At 61.5% G+C, this 19,911-nt stretch carries 19 protein-coding genes; 13 read left to right on the forward strand and 6 right to left on the reverse strand.

The window, feature by feature from the left end; all coding sequences use genetic code 11:
• Window positions 1-56 precede the first annotated feature (56 nt).
• From Thiowin_RS10755 to Thiowin_RS10775, 5 genes are all read left to right on the forward strand, one after another.
• Window positions 57-2,654, forward strand: a complete 2,598-nt coding sequence (locus Thiowin_RS10755) for a PAS domain-containing sensor histidine kinase (protein ID WP_328988056.1) — start codon at window positions 57-59, stop codon at window positions 2,652-2,654.
• A 130-nt stretch (window positions 2,655-2,784) separates the two neighbouring features.
• Window positions 2,785-4,041, forward strand: coding sequence for a serine hydroxymethyltransferase (gene glyA / locus Thiowin_RS10760; protein WP_328987728.1), 1,257 nt, complete (start codon window positions 2,785-2,787; stop codon window positions 4,039-4,041).
• A gap of 62 nt (window positions 4,042-4,103) precedes the next feature.
• Window positions 4,104-4,613 (forward strand): transcriptional regulator NrdR, encoded by a 510-nt coding sequence (nrdR, locus tag Thiowin_RS10765; RefSeq protein ID WP_328987729.1) that lies wholly within the window; start codon window positions 4,104-4,106, stop codon window positions 4,611-4,613.
• Window positions 4,610-5,815, forward strand: a complete 1,206-nt coding sequence (gene ribD / locus Thiowin_RS10770; protein WP_328987730.1) for a bifunctional diaminohydroxyphosphoribosylaminopyrimidine deaminase/5-amino-6-(5-phosphoribosylamino)uracil reductase RibD — start codon at window positions 4,610-4,612, stop codon at window positions 5,813-5,815. The genes nrdR and ribD overlap by 4 nt, the downstream gene beginning before the upstream one ends.
• A complete protein-coding gene (locus Thiowin_RS10775; RefSeq protein ID WP_328987731.1) occupies window positions 5,808-6,680 on the forward strand; it encodes a class II glutamine amidotransferase in 873 nt (290 codons plus the stop codon). The genes ribD and Thiowin_RS10775 overlap by 8 nt, the downstream gene beginning before the upstream one ends.
• A 4-nt stretch (window positions 6,681-6,684) precedes the next feature.
• On the opposite strand, the gene Thiowin_RS10780 is transcribed toward Thiowin_RS10775, so the two are convergent.
• The 4 genes from Thiowin_RS10780 to Thiowin_RS10795 form a co-directional block, all read right to left on the reverse strand.
• Window positions 6,685-6,981: a TusE/DsrC/DsvC family sulfur relay protein gene (locus tag Thiowin_RS10780; RefSeq protein WP_328987732.1), complete on the reverse strand. Its 297-nt coding sequence runs from the start codon at window positions 6,979-6,981 to the stop codon at window positions 6,685-6,687.
• Window positions 6,982-7,373: 392 nt separating this feature from the next.
• Window positions 7,374-7,844: a YARHG domain-containing protein gene (locus Thiowin_RS10785; RefSeq protein WP_328987733.1), complete on the reverse strand. Its 471-nt coding sequence runs from the start codon at window positions 7,842-7,844 to the stop codon at window positions 7,374-7,376.
• A 593-nt stretch (window positions 7,845-8,437) separates the two neighbouring features.
• The gene (locus Thiowin_RS10790; protein ID WP_328987734.1) at window positions 8,438-8,800 is read right to left on the reverse strand and encodes a hypothetical protein; all 363 of its coding nucleotides are present in this window, start codon (window positions 8,798-8,800) and stop codon (window positions 8,438-8,440) included.
• A 140-nt stretch (window positions 8,801-8,940) separates the two neighbouring features.
• Complete coding sequence (locus Thiowin_RS10795; RefSeq protein ID WP_328987735.1) at window positions 8,941-9,912, reverse strand: DUF1848 domain-containing protein; 972 nt, start codon at window positions 9,910-9,912, stop codon at window positions 8,941-8,943.
• Window positions 9,913-10,033: 121 nt separating this feature from the next.
• Between Thiowin_RS10795 and Thiowin_RS10800 the strand changes: the two genes are divergently transcribed.
• Entirely contained in the window at window positions 10,034-10,477 is a 444-nt protein-coding gene (locus tag Thiowin_RS10800; protein ID WP_328987736.1) for a hypothetical protein, read from the forward strand.
• A 97-nt stretch (window positions 10,478-10,574) separates the two neighbouring features.
• Window positions 10,575-10,904, forward strand: coding sequence for a CRISPR-associated protein Csx16 (gene csx16 / locus Thiowin_RS10805; RefSeq protein WP_328987737.1), 330 nt, complete (start codon window positions 10,575-10,577; stop codon window positions 10,902-10,904).
• A gap of 17 nt (window positions 10,905-10,921) precedes the next feature.
• Here the strand turns inward: csx16 and Thiowin_RS10810 are convergent, their stop codons facing one another.
• Together Thiowin_RS10810 and nadB are read right to left on the reverse strand one after the other, a co-directional pair.
• Entirely contained in the window at window positions 10,922-11,695 is a 774-nt protein-coding gene (locus tag Thiowin_RS10810) for a DUF3050 domain-containing protein (protein ID WP_328987738.1), read from the reverse strand.
• 90 nt (window positions 11,696-11,785) lie between these two features.
• Complete coding sequence (nadB, locus tag Thiowin_RS10815) at window positions 11,786-13,429, reverse strand: L-aspartate oxidase (RefSeq protein WP_328988057.1); 1,644 nt, start codon at window positions 13,427-13,429, stop codon at window positions 11,786-11,788.
• A 233-nt stretch (window positions 13,430-13,662) separates the two neighbouring features.
• On the opposite strand from nadB, the gene rpoE reads away from it, so the two are divergent.
• The 6 genes from rpoE (at window position 13,663) to Thiowin_RS10845 (ending at window position 19,894) form a co-directional block, all read left to right on the forward strand.
• Window positions 13,663-14,235, forward strand: coding sequence for an RNA polymerase sigma factor RpoE (gene rpoE / locus Thiowin_RS10820; protein WP_328987739.1), 573 nt, complete (start codon window positions 13,663-13,665; stop codon window positions 14,233-14,235).
• A gap of 191 nt (window positions 14,236-14,426) precedes the next feature.
• On the forward strand, window positions 14,427-15,206 hold the full coding sequence (locus Thiowin_RS10825) for a sigma-E factor negative regulatory protein (RefSeq protein WP_328987740.1): 780 nt from the start codon (window positions 14,427-14,429) through the stop codon (window positions 15,204-15,206).
• Between the two features lie 183 nt (window positions 15,207-15,389).
• Complete coding sequence (locus Thiowin_RS10830; protein ID WP_328987741.1) at window positions 15,390-16,523, forward strand: MucB/RseB C-terminal domain-containing protein; 1,134 nt, start codon at window positions 15,390-15,392, stop codon at window positions 16,521-16,523.
• On the forward strand, window positions 16,520-17,053 hold the full coding sequence (locus Thiowin_RS10835; protein WP_328987742.1) for a SoxR reducing system RseC family protein: 534 nt from the start codon (window positions 16,520-16,522) through the stop codon (window positions 17,051-17,053). The genes Thiowin_RS10830 and Thiowin_RS10835 overlap by 4 nt, the downstream gene beginning before the upstream one ends.
• 10 nt (window positions 17,054-17,063) lie before the next feature.
• Window positions 17,064-18,287 (forward strand): hypothetical protein, encoded by a 1,224-nt coding sequence (locus Thiowin_RS10840; protein ID WP_328987743.1) that lies wholly within the window; start codon window positions 17,064-17,066, stop codon window positions 18,285-18,287.
• A 161-nt stretch (window positions 18,288-18,448) separates the two neighbouring features.
• On the forward strand, window positions 18,449-19,894 hold the full coding sequence (locus Thiowin_RS10845) for a DegQ family serine endoprotease (protein WP_328987744.1): 1,446 nt from the start codon (window positions 18,449-18,451) through the stop codon (window positions 19,892-19,894).
• Window positions 19,895-19,911: the final 17 nt, after the last annotated feature.

Raw genomic sequence — 19,911 nt, forward strand, 5'->3', positions numbered from 1 at the left:
AATTTCGACTCACCAAACTCAAACACTGGGTCTTTCGCATTCTGCGGCGGTTGCCGATGCCAGTGATTGCCATCTTGATTGGCCTGGCGGCGGGATTCGCCGTTTGGGGCGTTCTCGATCAAATCCAGAGCCGGGCTGTGAAGAAAATTTTTGGCGAGGAGCTGCAGGCAAGGCTGGATCTTGGCTCGCGCGAAAGTTTGCTGCGCTTCAATCAATACCTGACCAACTATGCGGCCACCACCAGGTTGCTGGCGAACCATCGGCGCCTGGCGCAATATCTGGAACCTCTGTTCTGGTTTCCAGAGCAAGAAGTCGATCCCATCCTCTACGAAGGCTTTCGTCCCCAGTGGTTGCCGGATTTTTTCGGGCGCAATGCCTTGCTGGCGCCAAGTCATGTCGCGCTGGTGGATACCCGCGGACAGTTACGGGAGATCTACCAGGCCGGCAGCGACCCTTTGCCGGCCGAGCTGCTGAAGGACACCCAGCAGTGGCTGGGGGATGACGAGGAGGTGCGCCCATTGCTGATTCGCCTGGATAACCAGCCCTATCTGCTGGTCAGCGACCGGGTGGAGGACAACGGGGGCTACAACATGGGACGGCTCATGGTGCTGGTGCCGATCAATGCCGATTTTCTCGCGGCATCCAATGGTGCCGTGCCTTCGGATCGCTCCGTGGTGGCGCTGATCGATCCCGATGCGCAACGCATCCTGGCCAGCGACGAGCCCTGGCAACTGGTGCCTGGAACCCTGGTGGAGGACTGGACCTCCAATTACCTGGTCACCCGCCAACCGCTGCCCGCTTATGCCGGTTCCAACTGGAACATGCTATTCGCCACCTTTGTGCCCCAGCGCAGCATTAAACGCATGTCACGCCATACCGTGTATTTTGAGCGGCGCCAGCGTTTGGTTGCTGCCCTGGTTTTTATTGGCGTTTTTACCCTGGTGATCTATCTGGTCTCTGCTCGGTTGAACAAAGTGCTGGTGCGCATGTCGTCTTTTTCCCAGCGGGCGTTGGGCATAGAGCATCCGGCATTCAGCCGTGGTGGCAATCAGTTGCTCTTGCTTGAGGAGTGGATTCAGCAGTTCACCCAACTGGTACTGCACGCGCGCGAGGAAATGCGCCGTAAGCATGAGAGCGAAATGCGCGCTACCGAGGCACTGAAGGCCGCCATCATGGAGGCCTCGCTCGATGCCATCGTGACCTTGAATCGTGACGGGCGCATGATTGATTACAACCCCACGGCGGAGCAGATGTTGGGGTTCGAGCCCGTTCAGGCCTTGGGTGAGCCCTTTGCCGAGCGCTTTATCGCCGCGGACGTTGTGGAGCGCTTTCAGGACATGCTCAGCGAGTCGGCCGGGCATCGGCTCGGTGAGCATCAGACCCATGTGCGCGGCGAGCTGCACGCCCAGCGCAGCGATGGGCTGATATTTCCCATTGAGTTATCCATCGTGCCCATTGATCTGGACGAGCAGCGCTTTTACACCCTCTATATCCATGACATCACCAAGCGCAAGCAGGCCGAACGCGAGATCAAAAGCCTGGCGCGTTTTGCCAGCGAGAGCCCCAACCCGATACTGCGCGTCAATGAACAAGGACTGATCGTCTATGCCAATGCGGCCAGCGAGCCCCTTTTGGCTTATTGGGAGACCACCCCCCAAGGCCAGTTGCCGCCGCTTTGGCGCGAGACCCTGGCCGAGGCGGTGCATGAGGGCCAGCCGCGGGAGCGCGAGGCCGACTTCGGCAGCCACATTTTTTCCCTGCTCTTTGTGCCTATTCAGGATCTCGGTTATGTGAATGTCTATGCGCGCGATATCACCGCCGTGCGCCGCGCCGAACAGGAGTCACGCCAGCACCAGGCCGAGTTGGTGCATGTGTGCCGCTTGAGCACCATGGGCGAGGTGGCCACTGGCATGGCGCATGAGCTCAACCAGCCCCTGGCGGCCATCGTGAATTACGCCAAGGGCGCCAGCCGGCGGCTGCAGGGTGGCATTGGCGAGACCGACGCCCTGGTGGCCGCCATGAGCCAGATCTCGAGCCAGGCCGAGCGCGCCGGCGAGATTATTCGCCGTCTGCGCGCCTTGGTGGGCAAACAGCCGCCGATTCGCTCGCGCGCGGATCTTAACCATCTGGTGCGTGAAGTCTGCGGTTTTGTTGAATTCGAGACCGAACGCCTGGCAGTGAGCATCGAGCTTGATCTGGCCGAGGGCGAGATTCCAGTCGATGTCGATCTGGTACAGATCGAGCAGGTCCTGCTGAACCTGGTGCGCAATGCGCTCGATGCACTGTCCGAGCAACCATCGGAGACCCGTCGCTTGGCCATTGCCACCCGCGTCAGCGATAGCACAGCCTGGGTGAGTGTCGCGGATAACGGCCCTGGAATCCCTTCCTCACGCATGGCGCGCTTGTTTGACCCCTTCTTCACCACCAAGGAGACTGGCATGGGCATGGGGCTGCCGATCAGCCAGACCATTCTCGACAACCACGAGGGGCGCATCTGGGCTGAATCCAGCCCGGGGCAGGGTGCTTGCTTTTTCATCAGCTTGCCGGTGTGGGATGCGCGTGAGACCGGGACTGGCGAGGCGTTGTCTATCCCGGCTCCAGCAGATCAAGGACCAGCAGATCGGGGACCGATTCGGGAGCAGGCATCAGGGTGAAAAAAGTGTCCATCTGCCCCCCGGGGCTATCCTGTCCCGGGGGCGGCCATGACGGTCGCGGCCGAAATCGCTACACTGCCCGGGTGATTCCTTTGAGTAAAACAATCCATTTCGCCACTTAGGAGCCTGCATGTTTGACACTACCATGAAGATCCAGGGCTACGACGAGGAGCTTTTCCAGGCACTGCGCGACGAGGAGCGCCGCCAGGAGGAGCACGTCGAGCTGATCGCATCGGAAAACTACACCAGCCCCCGGGTGCTCGAGGCCCAGGGCTCGGTGCTGACCAACAAATACGCCGAGGGTTATCCGGGCAAGCGTTACTACGGCGGCTGCGAGCACGTTGATGTCGCCGAGCGGCTGGCGATTGAGCGTGCCAAGGCCTTGTTTGGCGCCGATTATGCCAATGTGCAACCGCATTCCGGTTCCCAGGCCAACGCCGCGGTCTACATGGCCCTGTGCCAGCCGGGCGATACCGTGCTGGGCATGAGCCTGGCCCACGGCGGCCACCTGACCCACGGTGCCAAGCCGAATTTTTCCGGCAAGCTCTACAACGCGGTGCAATATGGGCTGAACCCCGACACCGGCGAGATCGACTACGACCAGGTCGCCGCCCTGGCGCGCGACCATCGCCCCAAGATGATGGTTGCCGGCTTCTCGGCCTACTCCCGGGTGGTCGACTGGCAGCGCTTTCGCGACATCGCCGATGAGGTCGGCGCTTATCTGCTGGTGGACATGGCCCATGTCGCCGGTCTGGTCGCCGCCGGGGTCTATCCCAGTCCCGTTGGCATCGCCGATGTCACCACCACCACCACGCACAAGACGCTGCGCGGCCCGCGCGGCGGCCTGATCCTGGCCAAGTCCAACCCCGAGATCGAGAAAAAGCTCAACTCCCTGGTCTTTCCTGGTACCCAGGGCGGGCCGCTGATGCATGTGATCGCGGCCAAGGCCGTGGCCTTCAAGGAGGCCATGGAGCCCGACTTCAAAAGCTATCAGCAGCAGGTGGTGACCAATGCCCGTGCCATGGCCGGGGTTTTTATCGAGCGCGGGTTCGAGGTGGTCTCGGGTGGCACCGACGATCATCTGTTCCTGGTTAGCTTTATCGCCCAAGGCCTGACCGGCAAGGATGTCGATGCCTGGCTGGGCGCGGCCAATATCACGGTGAACAAAAACGCCGTGCCCAATGATCCGCAGTCGCCCTTTGTCACCAGCGGCATTCGCGTCGGCACCCCAGCCATCACCACCCGCGGCTTTGGCGAGGCCGAGGCGCGCGAACTGGCCGGCTGGATGTGCGATCTCATCGACAGTCGCGGTGGTGCTGGCGCCATCGAGAAGGTCAAGTCACAGGTGCTCGCGCTGTGCCAGCGTTTCCCGGTTTACGCCCGTTGAGCGCGAGCCTGGGGTTTCAAACTCCTTCGGCCCGGCGCGGCGCCGGTCGCTGAGATCGGCCCGTGCGCTGCCCCTTCTGTGGTGCCGAGGACACCAAGGTAGTGGACTCGCGCCTCTATGGCGACGGCGATCAGGTGCGCCGGCGCCGGCGTTGCATTGTCTGCGCCGAGCGCTTCACCACCTATGAAAAACCCGAGTTGGAACTGCCGCGGGTGATCAAACGCGATGGCTCGCGGGTGCCCTTTGACGGTCGCAAGCTGCGTTCCGGGCTCATGCGCGCGGTCGAGAAGCGCCCGGTCAGCGCCGATCAGATCGAGGCCGTGATCGCGCGCATCGGTCGGCGGTTGCAGGCCACGGGTGCCAGCGAGGTGCATTCACGCGAGATCGGGGAATTCCTGATGGACGAACTGCGCGGACTCGATCAGGTCGCCTATGTGCGCTTTGCCTCGGTGTATCGCAAGTTCGAGGATGTCGAGGCCTTTCGCGAGGAGATAGAGCGCCTGGAGCGCCAACCCTCGCCCGAGGTGAAACGTGCTCAGCTTGACCTGCTCAGCGTGCTGGAGTCGAAATGAGCCAGGTCGATGCCGCCGAGGACGCGCGCTTCATGGCCCGGGCGCTGCGCCTGGCCGAACGCGGACTCTACAGCACGGACCCCAACCCACGGGTCGGCTGCCTGCTGGTGCGCGCGGGCGAGATCATCGCCGAGGCCTGGCATGAGCGCGCCGGCGAGCCTCATGCCGAGGCGCTTGCACTGCGTCAGGCCGGCGAGCGGGCCCAGGGTGCCACGGCCTATGTCACCCTCGAGCCCTGTTGTCATCAAGGGCGCACGCCGCCCTGTACAGAGGCGCTGATCAAGGCCGGGGTGGCACGGGTGGTCGCGGCCATGCAAGATCCCAATCCGCGCGTGGCCGGGCAGGGCTTCGCGCGGCTGCGCGCGGCCGGCGTGCTGGTCGAGGCAGGGCTGATGCAAGCCGAGGCCGAGGCTTTGAACCCGGGATTTATCCGCCGCATGCGCGACGGCCTGCCCTGGGTGCGCTGCAAGCTGGCCATGAGCCTGGACGGGCGCACAGCCATGGCCAGTGGCGAGAGCCGCTGGATTACCTCGGACGCCGCGCGCGCCGATGTGCAGCGACTGCGCGCCCGCTCATCGGCCATTGTGACTGGAATTGGCACTGTGTTGGCCGATAATCCAGCGCTCAATGTGCGTATCGACCCCGTGACGGGCCGGCCTCCAGCGACCGGATCGGCGCCGCGCCAGCCGCCGCGGGTGGTACTCGACAGCCAGTTGCGCCTGCCCTCTGACGCGCGTCTGTTGGCATTGCCCGGGCAGACCTTGGTCATGACCGCGGTCACTGCCGAGCACCCGCGCTGGAGTTCGCTCGAAGCCGCCGGCGCCGAGGTGCTGGCGTGCATTCCATCGCGCACTGGGCAGATCGACCTTGGTCGCGCGCTGCGGGAACTCGCCCACCGCGAATGCAACGAGGTGCTGATCGAAGCCGGCCCGCGTCTGGCGGGCGCGGCCCTGCGCTGCGGCTGGATCGATGAACTTTGGCTTTATTTGGCCCCGCACCTGATGGGCGACGCGGCACGCGGGCTTTTTCATCTGCCGGGGCTTGAGCGCATGGATGAGCGCATCGGGCTGGAACTGCTGGATGCGCGCCAGATTGGCGGCGATCTACGCCTGCGCCTGCGTCCGCGAGAGGGCGTTGAAACAATGGCGACAGGGTTGGCGGCAACCGCTGGCCAGGAAGCAGGGCAGGGCGTCCATGTGTGAACTTTTTGCCATGTCCAGCCGGGTGCCGGCGACCCTTGGTTTGTCGCTCGGGCGCCTGGCGCGCCACGGCGGCGTCGAGGGACCGCACAAGGACGGCTGGGGGCTGGCGTGTTACGAGCAACGCGACTGCCTGCTGCTACGCGAACCGCGCCCGGCGTGCGAAAGTCTGCTGCTGCGATTTGTGGATGTTCAGGGGGTTCGCACCTGCATGGCGGTGTCGCACTTGCGCCTGGCCACCTTCGGCGCGCGCTCGTTGCAAAATACCCAGCCCTTTGTGCGCGAACTAGGCGGTCGCAGCCATGTGTTTGCGCACAATGGCGATTTCCCGCAACTGCTGGAGCAGCCCGCGCCGAGCAACACACGCTTCCGCCCCATCGGCGATTCAGACTCAGAGCGCGCCTTCTGTATCCTGATAGAGGGCCTGGCCCCACTGTGGGAAGACCGCGATGAGCCGCCACCGCTGGAGCAAAGGCTGGCCGTAATAGCCGACTTTAGCCGCGAAATGCGCAAGCTCGGTCCCGCCAACTTCATCTACGCCGATGCCGACGCGCTCTTCATCCACGCCCACCGTCGCACCCAGCCCGACGGCGTCATGCGCCCGCCTGGGCTCTACCTACTGCAACGCTCGTGCTGGGAATCAGCGCCCGAACTCAAGGATGCCGGCGTGCGCCTGCAGACCGTGCGCCAGGACGTGGCGCTGATCGCCAGCCTGCCGCTAACCGATGAGCTATGGGAACCGCTCGGCGAGGGCGACCTGATCGCCCTGCGCAACGGGCGTTGCCACGACATCGAAGGCCGCTGGCGCACGCCCGAGGACGTCAGCGGTCGCGCGCCCTCGCAGCCGAGAGTCGCGGCAACAGGGTAGGGCGTCAAACACAGCCAGTCGGCTTCGGCAGGCCACCCCACTTGCAGATCAGCTTCATCGGGCCCTTCTTAAAAATGTTGTACAACTCTTTGGTCGAAACGCCCTGTTTTTTGGCGAAAATTCTGATCGGCGGCACCACGCCGTCATTGTCGTACATGGCCCGCGCCTCACGGATGAAGCCCATGACCTGATCGTTCATCTCAAAATCATCCGAGGTGGCTAGCTCTTGCGCCACTGCCTCGCTCCAATCGTCACGATTGATCAAAAATCCCTCATTATCAAGGGCAACGCTGATAGTCATGAGAAAACTCCTGAATATTTTTTCACTGAGAAACCCGAGCCTCGCGCGAATCTAGCCGCGCGTTTTTTCGATCAACGCGCGAAGCCGAACCGGCCGCACCAAAAGACAATGGAGTCAGAACCGGCGCATATCCAGCCTGCAGGGCGCGACCCGGCGGATGACCATCAGTATCATGAATGACTACAGCAAGATGCGCTGGAGACCGCGGGAACTGGCCACGGCAAATCTTAAAGCTGGCCCCGCGCCGGTGTCGCCAAGCGCGACGGCGCACTTATCGGTGATCTTGCTTGCCTGCCGGGGGGCTTCCCGTGTCCGCCAGTGGGTGTTAATGTCCTGCCAAACCCTTGGTCAGCCACGATGATTTTTCCGGGATAGCGCGGACAAGGCGTCGCTCAAAACCGAATTTGACTCTTATGAATATAACCTGGCGTGCCACAAACATCCGTGCGATACCATCCGTTTTCCGAGCCATGAATATTGATCGTTGATTGATTGCGCACCGAACAGAGAATTTCTCCATTTGGACGATTCCTGACGTTTGATGGCGGATCGTAAACAATGGCGACGCCAGCGGAGGATACGACAGGTTTTGATTGAGGAACTTGTCCAGTGTTGACCTTGCAGCCACGACGCTTTTCTTCCGCTTTTAATGCCGCCACGCGCCGTTGTTCATCTGTTGACAATGACGGGCTTTTGGTCCAGCAAGAGTATTCCGAGAAGGTACTTTGCCCCAGATTTGTTGAAAAACAATAACCGTTTTCGGCGTAGATCAAATTTCGCTCGTACCACAGATCATAGCAACTCTCGGCTTGTACCTGGGCCGAGCCCATGACAGCAAAAACAATGCAAATCAGCTTTTTCATGTCTTTTTCCTCACCAATACCCAGACGAAGTCCGAAGGCAGCGCACCCGCTTTACTGCCCGGTAAAGGGCAGCCGATCAATCCGATCAGCATACCACATAAATCGCAGCGTATTGGAGACGACCGGGCCAAACGAGCCAACCGGGCCGCCATCGATTCAAGAGTTGGTTCCAACCCGTTGTTAACTGAGTTTTTAGGTTTAAGAACGATCCAACCTTATTCGTTAGAAGTGTAAGTGATTCGAACTCGCCTTCTAATCACTCGTCAATAGATCCAGTTGACAATACTTCCTTTAACTTTTTCATTGTGAAATTGGTCCGTGATTCTGGGTCTATACGGAGCTTCCGTGTCCTTGTCCATTCGATTAACTCCACTAAATCGATATCGATCTTTATGACCTTAAAGCCGGCATTCTCCATGTCCAGACGGCATTTCTCTGTTATTGCGATCATCTCGTCATATGAGATAGCGAAATTTTCTTTGTCAACAGATTTTTTTCTAAGGATTGCATATTGATCTCTTCGATAATAAGGGAGAGAACAAATCTTTGATGTCAAATGTTTCACCTTGTGGTTGATCTTTTTGGCCTAACGGTCAAGATAACCGGCACCGCGAAGCACCTTCCGGTTCACCGAGTTGCAGTGCAGTTGCGCTGGGGAACTGGCTGATCTTGCCTTGAAGACAAGCGAGCACCCAGTCTACCGCCTGAGCAAATCTGGTTCTGGAGATCTCCTTGTGGCCGAGAAACTGAGAGAAGACCGGGAAGATAAGGAAGGCTTTGCCTTTTCCTGTAATGCACTGCCTGGGCGCGAAACATCGCCCGTGGGCCGTTCGGAAGAGTGCAAAGACACCTTTTAAGAACTGGATCTTGTAATCATACTTCTCAGCCGAGTACACACCCGGACCATACCAAGTGTAGCCAAAATCCTTGCACCATGTCTTGACCGTTTTCTTCATATCACGCACTTGTATATGCTCGTGCCGCACAATGCCAGCCTCAGCCGCAAGCGTGGCGAGCGGTAGGACTGGAGGCCATCGTTAGGCGATTGATTGCGCATTGATGACAGCCTGAAAAATAATTCAAAGGCATCCTTCAATCAACCGAAAAGATCCCCCTGAATCGGCACCCCCGATGCCGTCTTCCGTAATCGATTCGCGCTTGTCGGTGCGCGAAAGTGTCCGATCAGGGATTCAGCCATTGGGTCATGCCCGGCGCGCTGGCGTCGCGCGGTGTCAAAGGAGCGGGTGGCATAGCAGTAGACACAGCCGAAGGTGCAGCTGTCGTACATGCCAATATCCCTGCTCTCGACACAGCCGCAGACGGGTCGCTGGCTTTTGTCCTTGCGCCCTGGCGCCTTGAGTGCGAACAACTGGCGGATCAGGTCATCGTCGATGCACTTGCCAGGCGCCACGCCCCAGGGTTGCAGGTCAATCTCCTCGGCGCAGCCCTGCATTGCCATTCCATGCGCCTGGGCCAACTGGGCCAGATCGCCGATGAGCGTGCCATCGCGCTCGGCCACAAAGGCGCGCGGGGCCAGCTCTGGATGCGCGGCGACAAGCGCGCGCAACCGCCCGCGCATCTTGCTGTAGTCATCCATGATGCTGATGGTCACCCGTCGGGTCGCGCCCCGCAAGCGCTCGGCAATGCGCGCGAAACGCTCGCGATGAAAGTCCGCGTCCATGGCCTCGCTCAGCACAATGGGATCATAGCGCCAGATGACCCGCTCTGGCCCGAGCCGCTCGGACAGCCGCAAAAACACCTCCAGGCTGCGTTGGCAGGTGGGCGCATGGGGTTCGAGCGGGCGGGGATAATCCACCAGGGTGTAAAGGAAATAGAAGGGATAACCCCGCGCGCTCAACGCATCGAGATGCCGCAGAAAGGGCGCCGGCCAGCGGGTCCAGAACACTATTACCGTCTCACCGGGCACAAAGTCCACCCGTGAAACCTGTTTGCTGTTCAGCGGATTGGGCACCGCGCACCAACCGGCACGCACCCGGTTCATGAACCAGTCGCCATACAAAGCGGGAATATCCGTGCGCCGGCTGGCGCTGACAATTCGCAGAGACACGCTCGCACCAATTGTTAAGGTGATGGAAAGGTCCTGGTCATCCTGACGCAAAGCCCGGTGCCGCGTCAAAACGGGCGCGGGACGAGAAGGTAATGGGTGTGTATCGCGACTGCTGTGGCTGTTGCAAAGCCTACAACTTGGCTACGAGGTTGGTCGTTACATCAGCCTGGAGCGATTGGTCGAGCAAAACAAAGAGCGCTACTACGACACCCTGGAACAAAGTTCGCACAGATGGCACGAGGGCGAGCACAATCCATGGCCTTATATTCACTACATGCTCTCAATCATGAAGGAGGCCTATCGCGATTTCGTCGCTCGCGTCGGCGAGCTGAAAAGTCCGCGTGGTGAGAAACGTGAACGGATACTTCAGGGCATTGATCGGCTCGTTTCCAGACCACAAGGCTGTTTCAAAATTCGCGAGTTGGAGCAAGTCTGTCCAGGCATCAGCCGGGATATGATTCGTTATGTCCTAAGAAAGCAGCAGGCGCAAGGAGCCATTCGCTGCTCCGGTCGCGGAGCGGGAGCCGCCTGGTCGCGTAACGGCTCTGGCGGTCAGGCTAAATAAGGGTAATCAACGCCCTCTTATTGGGGTAATGAAAGAGGTAACAATGGCATGACGAAGTAACGAGTCAAAAATGATTTAAACACGAATACCACTTTTTGTGCCCCGGCATTCGGGGGCGCGTGCTTGGGCGGCTGAACAAGGCTTGGCCGTGGATGCCTTTATCACCCATCTGGACCCGGAGATCGTTCAGCCCGGTGATCTGGTTGCCGGTTCTCTGCCGGTTAATCTCGCCGCCGAGGTCTGCGAGCGCGGGGGGCGCTACCTCAATCTGTCGTTGCAACTGCCCGCGAATCTGCGTGGCGTCGAACTCAGTGTCGAACAAATGCGAGCCTGTGGGGCTTGCCTCGAAGAGTATCGGGTCATCCGGCTTGACGGCTTGACGGTTGCGCTCTGGATCCCGTTGGGTCCTTTGCGGCGGGGGCCATGAGCGCGGCTGTGCGCATTTCAGGAGCGCGCGTTCTCGATGGCCTCGAGTACGCCGTCCCAGAAGCGGATGCGGGCGCAGATGGCTTCCTCGGCGGCCGCCTCGGCCTCGGCGTGCTTTTCGGGATCATCCGCACACAGATGCTCAAGCAGCTGCAGGGACAGAGGGCCGTGGAAGTCCTCATCGAGATGAATGTGGCGTTTGAGGTAGTAGTGGAAGCCTGGAGCATCCGCCTCGGTAATGCCCATGTCGCTCAGCAGGCGGCGGAACATTCGCGGAATCACCCGCTCGCGCCCCAGCGCCAGCGCGGCGGCGACCTCGTGCGGCTTGTCCTCGTCGATAAAGCAAAAGGTGGTCTCCATGAAATCCCGCGCCGGTGCGGGTGGTGGCGCGGTGGTCATGGCTTGACGCATTCCGTCCTGGCCGACGCGCGCGACAAAGGCCAGGGCGGGCTCGGGATCGGCGCCAATCTCGCGCATGGCGGTGGAATAAAGCTCGAAATGACTGCCGTAGAGCGGTCCATTGCCGCGATCCATGCAGTCGGATTCTTCCTCGAGCACCAGCTGATTGATGAAATAGCGCACAGCTGGATCGCCGACCGGCGTCCAGGGCACCCGCACGGGCGCGACCTGCTGTTGTAGGTATTTGATCAGCGACATGAAATCCCACACCGAGTAGATGTGGTGCCGCATGAAAACGCGCAGGTCGGCGATAGTGCGCAGCCCGGCGTAAAGCGGATGGGCTTCGAGCTCCTGTTGCAGCGGCTTGATGTGGTCGAGTTGGAGGTTGGTCATGGTTCAATCAGTCCTCGGCGGGCGAGATTGGCGTTGCGGGATTGGCGTTGCGGGATTGGCGTTGCGGGATTGGGTTTTTCGGACATTTCCTTAGTCTGCCGAGCCGGGGGTGCGTGGGCGATAGCGATCCGGGATCAGGATGGTCGGCGTACGCTGAAGAGGGTCGAGGTGCGGGAAGTCCAGGGTGTAGTGCAGGCCGCGGCTCTCGCGCCGGCGATAGGCCGACTGAACAATGAGATCGGCCACTTCGACCAGATTGCGCAGCTCAAGCAGATTGCTGTTGACGCGGAAGTGGCTGTAATGCTCGATGATCTCGGTGCGGAGCAGGTCGATGCGCCGGCGCGCGCGCATCAGGCGTTTGTTGGTGCGCACGATACCGACATAGTCCCACATGAAGCGGCGCAGTTCCTCCCAGTTATGGGAGATGACGACTTCTTCATCCGGTTCGGTGACGCGGCTTTCATCCCAGTCCGGCACCTCGGGCGGCCGCTCCCAGGCAATCATCAGGCGCTCGATGTCCGTCGCGGCCAGTTCGCCGAACACCAGGCACTCGAGCAGTGAATTACTTGCCATCCGGTTGGCGCCATGCAGCCCGGTGTAAGCGGTCTCTCCGATGGCGTAGAGCCCGGGTACATCGGTGCGTGCCTGAGCGTCTGTGAGCACGCCACCGCAGGTGTAGTGAGCGGCCGGCACCACCGGGATGGGGTCGCGGGTGATATCAAGCCCCAATTCTAGGCAGCGAGCGTGTATGGTGGGAAAGTGCTCGATGATGAAATCGGCCGGCTGGTGGGAAATATCAAGCAGCACGAACTTGCTGCCGATGCGTTTGATCTCGCGGTCGATGGCGCGGGCGACGATGTCTCTTGGGGCGAGTTCGGCGCGCTCGTCGAAACGCGGCATGAACCGCTCGCCGTTGGGGAGCATCAGATGGGCGCCTTCGCCGCGCAGTGCCTCGCTGATCAAAAACGACTTGGCCTTGGAGTGGTACAGGCAGGTCGGGTGGAACTGCATGAACTCCATGTTGGCGACCCGGCAGCCGGCGCGCCAGGCCATGGCAATGCCGTCACCCGTGGCCACATCCGGATTGCTGGTGTAGACATAGACCTTGCTCGCGCCGCCGCTGGCCAATACCACGAAGCGCGCCAGCATGGTGCGCACCTCGCCACTTTTGTTGTCAAGCACATAGGCGCCCAGACAGCGGTTGTCATCGCGGCCGAGGCGGTTGGCGGTGATTAAATCGATGGCAGTGTGGTGTTCATACAGATGAATATTGGCGCGCTCTCGGGCAGCGTTTTCAAGTGTGTTGGCCACGGCGCGTCCGGTGGCATCGGCCGCATGCACTACCCGCCGGTGAGTGTGACCGCCCTCGCGTGTGAGGTGATAGCCGTCCTCGGTTTCGCTGGCCGGGTCGCGAGTAAACTGCACCCCTTGCTGGATCAACCAACGGATATTGTCTGGACCGTGCTTGACCACCAGTTCGACTATGTCGCGATCGCACAGGCCAGCACCGGCGCGCAGAGTGTCCTGCACATGGGATTCGAGCGAGTCATCGGCGGCCAGCACGGCGGAAATACCGCCCTGGGCGTAGAGGGTGTTGCCTTCCGGCAGGGCGCGCTTGGCCAACACCGCCACGTCGATATCGGGGCGCAGGCGCAGCGCCAGGCTGAGACCCGCGGCTCCGCTGCCGATGATAAGCACATCATGTCGAATGCTGCTGGAAATAGTGCTGGACATGGCAATCTGGCCCCAGGCATGGCGAATGGTTTGGCCCAATGATCTTCTCATTAAGTATAATGCGCGATTTACCCTTTGCCCGCCAAGGGAGCGCTGGCTCGGGCGACGCGCGCGGGCGGGTTCCATTGCCGTCGCGGCCTCCCGCCTCGGCAAACAGGTTGGGCGAACTTTTGCAAGCGGGTGGGTGTCAATGGCATCAGCACTGGCAAGGATGGGCCAGCGGGGCAAATCCGGTGTCTGAGCGCGAAGTCGATCAGGCTCTGGTGGTGCGCGCTCAGCAGGGCGACAAGCGCGCCTTTGATTTGCTGGTGCTCAAGTATCAGCAACGGGTCGCGAGCTTGATCGCGCGCTATCTGCGTGACAGCGCCGAGGTGCTGGATGTCACTCAGGAGGCGTTCATTAAAGCCTATCGCGCACTGCCGAGTTTTCGCGGCGATAGCGCCTTTTATACCTGGATTTATCGTATTGCGATCAACACGGTTAAAAACTATCTGGTTGCTCAGGGTCGGCGTCCGCCGAGCGAGGATATCGACGCCGAAACGGCGGAGCAAATGGATGCAGGAAGCCGCTTGCGTGATCACGCAACCCCGGAACGAGAACTGCTCACCGATGAAATTGCCCGCACCGTGCAAAGAGCGCTTGATGCGCTGCCGGACGATTTGCGCACGGCCATTGTGCTGCGCGAGCTTGAAGGCATGAGTTACGAGGAGATCGCCGAGGCCATGGACTGTCCGATTGGCACCGTCCGCTCGCGGATTTTCCGCGCCCGTGAGGCGATCGATAAACAATTGCGTCCATTGCTCTGAGTTCTGACAGCCCGGTTATTTGTCCCCATGCATAAGTCAGCGCATTTTAAGTTCAAACAAGCGTTCTTCATGCCTCTAACCGGTCTTCCTGGCCGGCTTTTCTGTTCTCTGGCAGCTCATGACTGGCCTAACTGTGGACATCATCGCTACCCAGCGACCCCAAGATCCGCACAGGCAATGAGGCTGCACCCATGACGCAACGGTTAGCGGAAGAACAACTCTCGGTTCTGCTCGATCAGGATACCGATCCGACGCGGGTCGAGGCCGCGCTGGCTCAATTGAATCAGGATGTCGGGCTGCGCGAGCGCTGGGGGCGTTATCACTTGATTCGCGGCGCTTTGCGCGGCGATTCAGTCCGCGCCGATTATCATGGGATTGCCGCTCGGGTAAGCGAGCGCCTGGATTGCGAGCACCCTGACCAAAGGGAGGCTACCGCCAAAGCGCCAGGCATGACGGAAGTGGAGAAAGCGAGCGGGGCAGCGGATCGTTTAACCCATGGCACGGGAATACTTGGCGTTAAGGCCATGGGAATCGGCGGCCGGCAAAATCTGGGTTTTAAGGGACGCACCACCACCTGGCTACCTTTGACCGGCGCCGCCCTGGCCGGAATGATGGCACTAGGTTTGACCAGTCTGATGCCAGAGACTTTGCCGCCCAAGACGTTGCCTGAGTTCGCGGAACTTCCCTCTCTATCCCCTGCGCCATTATCCGCGCCATTATCAGGGCAGTTAAGATCAGAGCCCGCCAGGCGAGAGCTCATAGCCTCCGATGCGCGCTCTGGCTCTGGTGTTGTCAGCCTGCCGCGTGGCGGTCTAGTGGCTGGTGAGGTCGTGCCCTGGGCCACAAGCCATCCGCGGCTCACCTCCAAGCTCAACTATCTGGTGGTTGGGCACCAGGAGCGTGTCTCGGCCTCGGGCATCAAAGGCTTTTTGCCCTATGCCACCCTGGTCGGCTACCAGGTTCAACCCTAGGACGCCGAGGCCATGTCAGGGGGCTATGTCAGAATCAGGCCGAGGGCTTTCTCCCGGACAAGCTACCTTTCCTGGCCTGGCGGGCATACTTTGCCAGCGATTGTCCCAACCCTTTTGCCAGTTGTTCTGATAACCGCGGTTTTGAGCCGATCACTGTTCGGGTCAACAGCCACGCCACCGGTCATGGTGGAGCCTGATGCCGAGCTCGCCTTCGCGCTATTGGAACGCATGGTAGGGGCGCTGAACACCACCAATTTCGAGGGTACCTTCGTCTATCAATTCGGCGATACCCTCTCGGCCATGCGCATTGTTCATTATCATAACGATGGCGTTTCGCAAGAGAGCCTGCTGACGCTCAATGGCCCCGTTCGCACCATGGGGCGCAGCAGTGGAGTTGTGTCTTGTTTGCTCTCCGGCGGTCAAGCGGTTCTGCTCAATCGCGCTCGCCAAAACCCTGTGCACCAGAATCCAGGCCAGCACAATCCTATCCATCGGAGTGGCGCGCCCGGTCCCGCGCGCAAGCCGTCGCCACCTGATTGGCGCCAATTGGCCATGTATTATCGTTTCAGCCTGCTGGACCGGACCCGGGTTGCCGGACGCGAAGCGGATGTGGTGGATGTCATGCCTAGAGACGCGCTGCGCTATGGTTATCGTTTCTCCATCGACCGGAAAACGGCGCTGCCTCTGCGCACGGCCCTCATTGATGGGCAGGGTCACCCGGTCCAGCAACTCATGTTCACCGACCTGCGTTTGCTCTCGGGCGAGGAGAGCAAGCCGCACGCTGCCGCGCAAGCCGAGCCATCACCCATCTTGAACGCCCAAGCGGGTGACGACCCAGCCGCCGCCTCGGCGGCCACTGCGCCCTACACCGCAATCCAACAACAATCGCGCTGGTCTTTCGGTCAATTACCCGCGGGTTTTTCCTTGCATGCGCACGAGTGGATTGAATCCGACAGCGGCGCCCCGGTCGAATATTTTCTCTTCAGCGATGGTCTGGCCTCGGTTTCCCTTTATGTTGAACCTGGCGATCAGGCCGGTTTGGTCGGGCAAACGCGCATGGCCACGATTCACGCCGCCGGCAAATGGGTTGCTGATCACCAGATTACCGCCGTCGGCGAGGTACCCTCGACCACTGTGGCGGCTCTGCTTGATGCGATTGATGTCCGGCCTGATAGTCCCCAGGCTGGTTCCCAGAATGGCCCCCAGACTTTGCACCCCCAGACTGATTCTTCCAAGACCGATTCTTCCGGCCTGAGGGAAGGCCGACCTGCCCCCTTCGCAAGCGACGCCGGTGATGAGCGTCAGGAGTCGCCATGATCGAGGAACTGGCCGTCGTCATCGCGGCCGATGACGGCTTTGCCGAGGTGGAACCCCAGCGGCGCGCGACCTGCGACCATTGCGGGGTCAAGGGTGCCTGTGGTACCTCCTTGATTGACCGCTTTCTCGGGCGCCGTCCGGTGCGATTGCGGGTTGTAAACGCCATGGGCGCGCGCGCCGGAGAACGGGTGACAATTGGCGTTGCCGATGCGGTGCTCTTGCGTGCTGCCCTGGTGGCCTATCTGGTGCCGCTGCTCGGATTGCTGTTGGGCGCGGCGCTGGCCCTTGAATTGGCCGACTGGCGACAGTGGTCGGGTGCGCAGTCATGGTCTCTGGGCGGTGGTGTGCTGGGGTTCGCGCTCAGCTTGCGCTGGGTGGCCGGCTACAGTCGCCGTCTGCGCACCGACCCGCGCTACCGAGCGGTACTGCTCGGGCGGGATCAATCCTCGGAGGAAAGCCGCAACGAAGGGGGTTCAGGATCGGACCGCGCGCATCTGGTCAGCCTCCCGACCCATCATCCGCGCATCTGATGTCGCGCACATGATCGCAGGACTCAGGCACTGGCTCATTCCCACCGAGGATCGCGGCACCGGCATGGCCGACGCGCCCTTGCCGGCACAGCGGCGCAAACGCTTTTCGCTCTCCGGCACCATTGGGTTTGAGCGGCGCATCGCTTCCCAACAGCAACGCATTGCCAACCAGGTGGTGGCGCTGATGCCACCAGACGAATTCCGTGCCTTGCTGCTGTGCGGTGCCTATGGCCGTGGCGAGGGCGTGCGGCTGCGCGGGCATGATGGCAAGGAAATCGCCGACTGCTATGAATACGCCGTCATTCTCGGGCGCGGCGACCAGCCCCTGCGCGCGGCGGTCACGGCCACACTCAATGAGCTGGCGTCAAGCCTGACCGCCACGACCGGCGTGGCGGTGCGATTCAGGCTGTTTCGCGAGGAGTTTCTGCACGTCCGACCGCTGTCCTTTCCCGAGGCCGATCTGCGCTGGAGCGGGCGGCTGTTGCGCGGCGATGCGCGGGTGCTCGAGCGCATGAGCGAGCGGCCATTTGAGCATCTGGCCCCGGGCGCCTGGCTGTGGCGACTGGTCGAGGAAGGCCAGGGTCTGCTGCGCAATCAGGAGTGGCTGCGCCAGGGAACCCATCTGGACAGCGACAACCAAGAGCGGTTTTTCCGCCATCTGATCACGACAGTGCTGATTTGCGGCGACCTGCGACTGGCCCTGGTCGGGCGTTATCATCCGGCGCACGCGGAAAAACTTGCCCGCCTGGCAGCGCTGGATCAGCGCCATCACCGCAAGTTCATGACGTTCTATGAACTCGCCCATGGCGCCTATGCCGATATGGACATCAGCGCTTTTCGCACAGGCCATCCGCTCGACTGGCAGGCGCGTGTGGTCTGGCTGTGGTTGGATGCGCTGCGCCGCTTCGAGCACTGGCGACGCGGGCGCGCCCTGCCGAGTTGGGAATCCTACTGCCAGCCGCATCCGGGCAAGGGGCAGGGCTGGGGGACCAGCCTGGCGGAGCGACTGGCGGCGAATCTGGCGGCTTTCGGCCCACATGGGTTAAAGGCGCATCCGCTGTGGTCGCTGCGCCATCCGCGCGAGCGGTTGATCAGCGCCATGCCGCTGTTGCTCGGCGGTCCCCAGACCGCGCCCGAACCTGCGGTGGCAGCGGCCTTATGCCTGCCAGAGGGCACCAGTTGGCCGCGCACGGTGGAGACCTATCTGCAGGCTTACGAGCGCTGTCGCGACTGACTGGGGCGCGGCCAAGAATCCTCTAATCAGGCCTTTGGCCGATCATTTCGGTCATAGAAATCTCCGGGCCGCGCCCCAGGCAACGTATAATCGGTGTTTTTTCCGGTTGGCACCGGCCTTTCCTTTGCGCAGGGCGTTTTTTCCAATCCCGAGGCGGCTTCATGCACGTTGTTCTTTCCTTTTTCGCACCGGCCTGGCTGGGGTTGGTGTTGTTGTTCGCCGGCGGCGGCGCGCGGGCTGACTCCCTGCCTGATTTCACCGCGCTGGTCGAGCGTTTCGGGCCGGCGGTGGTGAACATCAGCAGCTCCCAAAACAGCCATGGCGAGGTTCCGGGTCTGGGCGCCGAAAACGATATGCTGCCCGAGGACAGTCCGCTGTATGATTTTTTTCGCCGCTATTTTGGTGATGAGGGAGAGACACCGGAATTCGGCGGGGAAGGGCGCTCGCTCGGCTCCGGCTTTCTCATCTCCTCGGATGGCTATGTGGTGACCAACGCCCATGTGGTCGAGATGGCCGAGGAAATCATCGTGCGCACCAGTGACAGGCGCGAGTTCATCGCCACAGTGATCGGCGCTGATGAGCGCAGCGACATCGCGCTACTCAAGCTGGACGCGAGCGATTTGCCGCGGGTTGAGATCGGCCAGGCAACCCATCTGAAAGTGGGCGAATGGGTACTGGCCATCGGCTCGCCCTTTGGCTTCGAACACTCGGCCACCGCCGGCATCGTCAGCGCCAAGGGGCGCAGCTTGCCGAGCGAGAACTATGTGCCCTTCATTCAGACCGACGTGGCCATCAATCCTGGCAACTCGGGCGGGCCGCTGTTCGATCTCAGCGGGCGGGTCATTGGTGTCAACTCGCAGATTTACAGCCGCACCGGCGGCTTCATGGGGCTATCCTTCGCCATCCCCATCGAAGTGGTGATGGATGTGGTGGAGCAACTGCGCACCCAGGGCCGGGTGACGCGCGGTTGGCTTGGGGTGCTGATTCAGGATGTCACCCGCGAGCTGGCCGAGACCTTCGCGCTGCCGCATCCGCGCGGGGCCCTGGTGGCCCAGGTGGTTCCCGGTAGTCCAGCGGCGGCGGCCGGTGTGCAGGCAGGAGATGTCATCCTGCGCTTCGATGGCGAGGATGTGGTCACCTCGGGCGATCTGCCCCCGCTGGTGGGCATGGCCAAGGTCGGAGACCAGGCAACAATGGATCTGCTGCGCCAGGGCGAGCCGCTCAGCCTGGAGGTGCTGCTGGCGGAGTTGCCAGAGAATGGTCACGATGACCTCGGCGCACCTTTGCCGGAGGAGACCACCGCCAATGCCATCGGCCTGGTGCTGGCGGACCTGAGCGCGGAGCAGCGCGAGCGCTTCGAGCTCGCCGAGGGCGGGGTGCTGATTGAAGACGTCGAATCCGGCCCGGCCGCGCAGGCCGGCTTGCGCCCGGGCGATGTGATTCTCGCCTTCGATGGCGTGGATGTGCGCGATCTGGCCCATTTTCGCGAACTCCTGGCCGCGGCCGAACCCGCCCGTCCGGTGGCGGTGCTCATTCAGCGTGGCGCCGGGCGCATGTTCTATCCGCTGCGCATTCCGGACCAGGGCGATAGCGCCACCGGGGACTAAAAAATCAAGCTCCGAGC

The organism is Thiorhodovibrio winogradskyi (assembly GCF_036208045.1).
Classification (GTDB): Bacteria; Pseudomonadota; Gammaproteobacteria; order Chromatiales; family Chromatiaceae; genus Thiorhodovibrio; species Thiorhodovibrio winogradskyi.